Origin of the sequence: Bacillus sp. GMs2/2, assembly GCF_050172095.1 — a bacterium.
GTDB classification, from domain to species: Bacteria; Bacillota; Bacilli; order Bacillales; family Bacillaceae_G; genus Bacillus_A; species Bacillus_A cereus.
Genome location: NZ_JBNLYE010000338.1, coordinates 1 through 4,134, shown reverse-complemented (window position 1 = coordinate 4,134; position 4,134 = coordinate 1). Strand labels below are relative to the sequence as shown.

The following is a 4,134-nucleotide window of genomic DNA, read 5'->3' as shown; positions in this document are numbered from 1 at the left end:
TACATACATAATTGGAATTTTCCTCTTACAATTCGTACAACAGCCTCTTTGTATATAAAATGAAATGATGGGGATTAGTTCTTTTGTCCTTAGCACATATTTGCAATAATCACAATGTGAACGCGGGGTAATAATAGAAGCACCTAATGGAACCCTCATCGCAACTAGCATAAAAAAAGAACCAAACACCATCCCTGCTAACAGTGCATATAAATAAGTGAACATCCCTTCCTCTCCTTTCCCAAAAAACATAGCAAAAAAAGGAGAGAACTTCTACTTCATATTATCCTTTATTCTACTAAAAAGCAGGCCATTTCCTGGCCTGCTTTCCCCTCTTTTATACGATGAAATAAACTGCTTTTAATGGTCCATGTACTCCGACAACAAGATTCATCTCGATGTCAGCCGAGTTACTTGGCCCTGTAATAAAGTTAATACAAGATGCCGCTGTCTCCCCATTTTCTACGCGTGAGTTCATATCCTGAACTGCTTGTGTAATACGAGGCACAAGTGTTTCACGTGGAATAATAGCAAAATATACAGTCGGTAAAAAGTGTAAAGAACGCCCTTGACCTTTATGACTTTGTACAACAATTGTACCAGATTCAGCTAATGTATAATCACTAAATGCAATACCAATATTCGCTTTTTCAGCTAAACGCATATTTTCGTCTTTTCTCTCTGGATCCCATACATTTACTTCAACATCTCGCTTTGGAAGTTCTTCTTTAAATAAAGATGTTAAACCATATGCATCAAAACGCGCATCTGCTGATAATAAAATAGGTCCCCCGCCGTTTTCCATGATTACTTTTTGAAGGTCTTCACCTAAACGGTCGTTTGTCGTTTCTACTACAGTTGTATGAATGTTTGTACATTGCTCTTTAAACACTTCTAGTAATTCTTCTTGTGAATAATCTTTTAGCGTTTCTATATTCACATTACTTTTCCATACTGGACGCTCTACACCTTCTGTTTTACGCGCGCGCCCAAGTTCTTTTGCAATGTTATCTAGAAAGGCATCACGGTTTTGAATTAATCCTGTCATTATTTATCCCCGCCTTTCTTATGATCTTTATACCAATCACGGAATCGTTCTTTACTTGGAGCTGGGAATTCACGAATATCCGTCCAGTTTTTAAGTGGTCCAACACCTTTTGATACACGATTACCAGATGTAAATGGACTCATTGCCGCTGGTGCCATTTTTGAACCCATTTTATATAAAGCAGCTGAAGAAGCACCCATACTAAACATTTTCATAGCCAGTTTTTCTGCAAGTGGTGCACGACCTTCTTGCTCAACGATGACTTGACGATGTTTTAATAATAAATCATGCAATGGAATTTTTACTGGACAAGCTTCTGTACATGCTCCGCATAAACTAGATGCATAAGGAAGCTCTTTGTAATCATCATATCCACCTAGAAGCGGTGTTAATACCGCACCGATTGGTCCTGAGTAAATCGATCCATATGAATGTCCACCAACGTGACGATATACAGGACATACATTAACACAAGCAGCGCAACGAATACATTGTAATACTGAACGGAATTCAGATCCAAGAATTTGAGAGCGACCATTATCAACAACAACTAAATGAAATTCTTCAGGTCCATCAACTTCCTCTTCTTGAATTGGCCCCGCTACTGTTACATAACTTGTTAATTTTTGACCTACTGCACTACGACATAGTAAACCAACTAAAACATCTAATTCTTCCATTGTCGGAACCATACGTTCCATACCCATTACCGCTATTTGTGTTTTAGGAATTGACATAACAAGATCTGCATTACCTTCATTCGTTACTAAACAAAGAGAGCCAGTATTTGCAACAGCAAAGTTACAACCAGTTACACCAATTTCTGCATCCATAAATTTCTCACGAAGTTGTTTACGAACAAACTTTGTCATTTCATACGGGTCATCAGAATTTTCATAGCCTAGCTTTTCTTTAAATACATCGCGAATTTGCGTTCTATTTTTATGAAGTGCAGGTGCAATAATATGTGAAGGTGGATCGTTATCTACTTGCAAGATATACTCTCCTAAGTCACTCTCTAACACTTCACAGCCAATCTCTTCAAGCGCATGGTTCATACTGATTTCTTCTGTTACCATCGACTTTGATTTTACTATCTTTTTTGCCTGCTTCTTTTTTGCAACGTCTTGAATATACTTTGCTGCTTCCTCTTTCGTTTTCGCAAAGTACACGTGTCCGCCTCTTTTTGATACATTTTCACTTAACTGCATTAAGTAATAATCAAGATTTTCTAACGTATGTTGACGAATTTGTTCACCTAGTTCACGCCACTCTTCCCAGTTTCCTAGTTCATCTGCGGCTTTTAAGCGATTCGTATATAAACGGGTTTGTGCAGAAGATACTGCTCCGCGCATAAACGAATCTTGAATTCCATCACCAACGCGATCATTAAATTTTTTCTCACTGATTTTCATAGACATAGCTTATGTTCCCCCTTCATGAGCGACTATTCAGTACCTCAGCAATATGCATTACTTTTACTTCTTTTCCTAAACGCTCAATACGTCCGCCAATGTTTAACAAACACCCACAATCTGCACCGATTAAATAATCTGCACCTGTTTCCATTACACTATCTACTTTTTCGTCTACCATTTGCTCAGAAATTGGAGTCATCTTAACTGAAAACGTTCCCCCAAACCCGCAACAATTTTGCACGTTTGGCAAATCTCTCACAGTTAATCCTTTTACATTTGATAATAAAATTCCTGGTGCTTCTTTTATTCCAAGCATACGTGTCATATGACATGATTTATGAATAGTAGCGACCCCTGGTAAACTTGCACCAACATCAGTAACCTTTAAAACATCCACAATAAACTGTGTAAATTCATAAGTTTTATCAGCAACTTTTTGTGCACGTTTAGCCCACTTTGGATCATCTTTGAAAACATGTGGATACTCATGAAACATTGTCGCACAAGAACCAGATGGCGTAACAATATATTCTGCATCTTCAAAAGTTTCAATCATATGTTTCATTGCTTCTTTTGCTGCTTCTACATGGCCGCTATTATAAGCAGGCTGACCACAACAAACTTGCGCTTCTGGAAATTCAATTTCACAACCTAAACGCTCCAACACTTCAACCGTTGCTTTACCGACATTTGTTTCAAACATATCGACTAAACAAGTAACAAATAAAGTAACTTTCATAACTATTACTCCCCCTTTTTACAACTTCACCAACAAACATATGGTCATCAGATGACTTAGCAGAGAAGAAATAGGCTCAACCATGGCCTATCCTCTCCCTCTTCTAAAGAAAACGCTTACTTAATCTTTCTCTATTTTATCAGAAAATTAAATTTTTAAAAGATTAAATTACGAATTTATATCGTTTTTACCTGTGACAATATGTTCTACATTTGTTAAGTGATCTAGCATTGCTTGCTGCGCTAATTCTACATCTTGTTTTAACACCGCATCATATATAACTTGATGCTCTTCTATAAGTCGTTCTGATGTCGTTTGTTCACCATATAAAATAATGCGTCTTGATTCACCAATCGTTTCAGCAATCATCTCTGAAACATGATTCATGAGTTCAAGCAAAATGCTATTATGCGAAGACTCTGCAATTCCCATATGAAATTGAAAATCGGCTTTTTCGCCAGCCTTTTCATCTCCAATGCTCTTTGCCATTTCATCTAACCAATGTTTCATATTTTGTAAATTATCTTCCGTACGTTTTGCCGCCGCTACTCGAACTGCCCCCACTTCAAGCACCTTTCGTACTTCTAATAAATTCAAAATATCTTCTTTCTTCATTAATAATCTATTGTTTAATGATTTCGTTAATGAAGAAGAATCGAAGTTCTTCACATATGTACCTTCTCCTTGTTTCATCTCAATTAAGCCCATCGCTCTTAGCGCACTTAGCGCTTCACGAACAGCAGATCTGCCAACTTGAAACTGCTCAGCTAATTGATGCACAGGGAGTAGTTTGTCACCAGGTTTTAACGTACCATTTTTAATCATTGTTAAAATAGCTTCAGATACTTCTTCGTAAATTTTTTTCGGTTTAATAGATTTGTACTCCAGTTAAATCACCTCAGTATCTTCCAAACAACAATTGAAACGAT

Annotated in this window: 5 protein-coding genes; all 5 read right to left on the bottom strand. The window is 37.2% G+C overall.

Annotated features, from left to right (window positions below; all coding sequences use genetic code 11):
- On the bottom strand, positions 1-225 hold a 225-nt coding region (locus ACQGS6_RS23775; RefSeq protein WP_426965703.1), incomplete at its 3' end, for a prepilin peptidase.
- A 112-nt stretch (positions 226-337) separates the two neighbouring features.
- Positions 338-1,048, bottom strand: coding sequence for a LutC/YkgG family protein (locus ACQGS6_RS23770; RefSeq protein WP_000147183.1), 711 nt, complete (start codon positions 1,046-1,048; stop codon positions 338-340).
- A complete protein-coding gene (locus ACQGS6_RS23765; protein WP_000061922.1) occupies positions 1,048-2,469 on the bottom strand; it encodes a LutB/LldF family L-lactate oxidation iron-sulfur protein in 1,422 nt (473 codons plus the stop codon). Before ACQGS6_RS23765 ends, ACQGS6_RS23770 begins: the two co-directional genes overlap by 1 nt.
- A gap of 16 nt (positions 2,470-2,485) precedes the next feature.
- Positions 2,486-3,205 carry a (Fe-S)-binding protein gene (locus tag ACQGS6_RS23760; protein ID WP_000869150.1) on the bottom strand — a complete coding sequence of 240 codons (720 nt, stop codon included), beginning with the start codon at positions 3,203-3,205 and terminating at the stop codon, positions 2,486-2,488.
- Positions 3,206-3,373: 168 nt separating this feature from the next.
- On the bottom strand, positions 3,374-4,063 hold the full coding sequence (locus ACQGS6_RS23755) for a FadR/GntR family transcriptional regulator (protein ID WP_254904472.1): 690 nt from the start codon (positions 4,061-4,063) through the stop codon (positions 3,374-3,376).
- Between the last annotated feature and the right edge of the window lie 71 nt (positions 4,064-4,134).

What these genes read in the sequence shown, in the direction of transcription:
- ACQGS6_RS23770 (WP_000147183.1), bottom strand. Translation starts at nt 1,048, where the DNA reads ATGACAGGATTAATTCAAAACCGTGATGCCTTTCTAGATAACATTGCA.
- ACQGS6_RS23765 (WP_000061922.1), bottom strand. Translation starts at nt 2,469, where the DNA reads ATGTCTATGAAAATCAGTGAGAAAAAATTTAATGATCGCGTTGGTGAT.
- ACQGS6_RS23760 (WP_000869150.1), bottom strand. Translation starts at nt 3,205, where the DNA reads ATGAAAGTTACTTTATTTGTTACTTGTTTAGTCGATATGTTTGAAACA.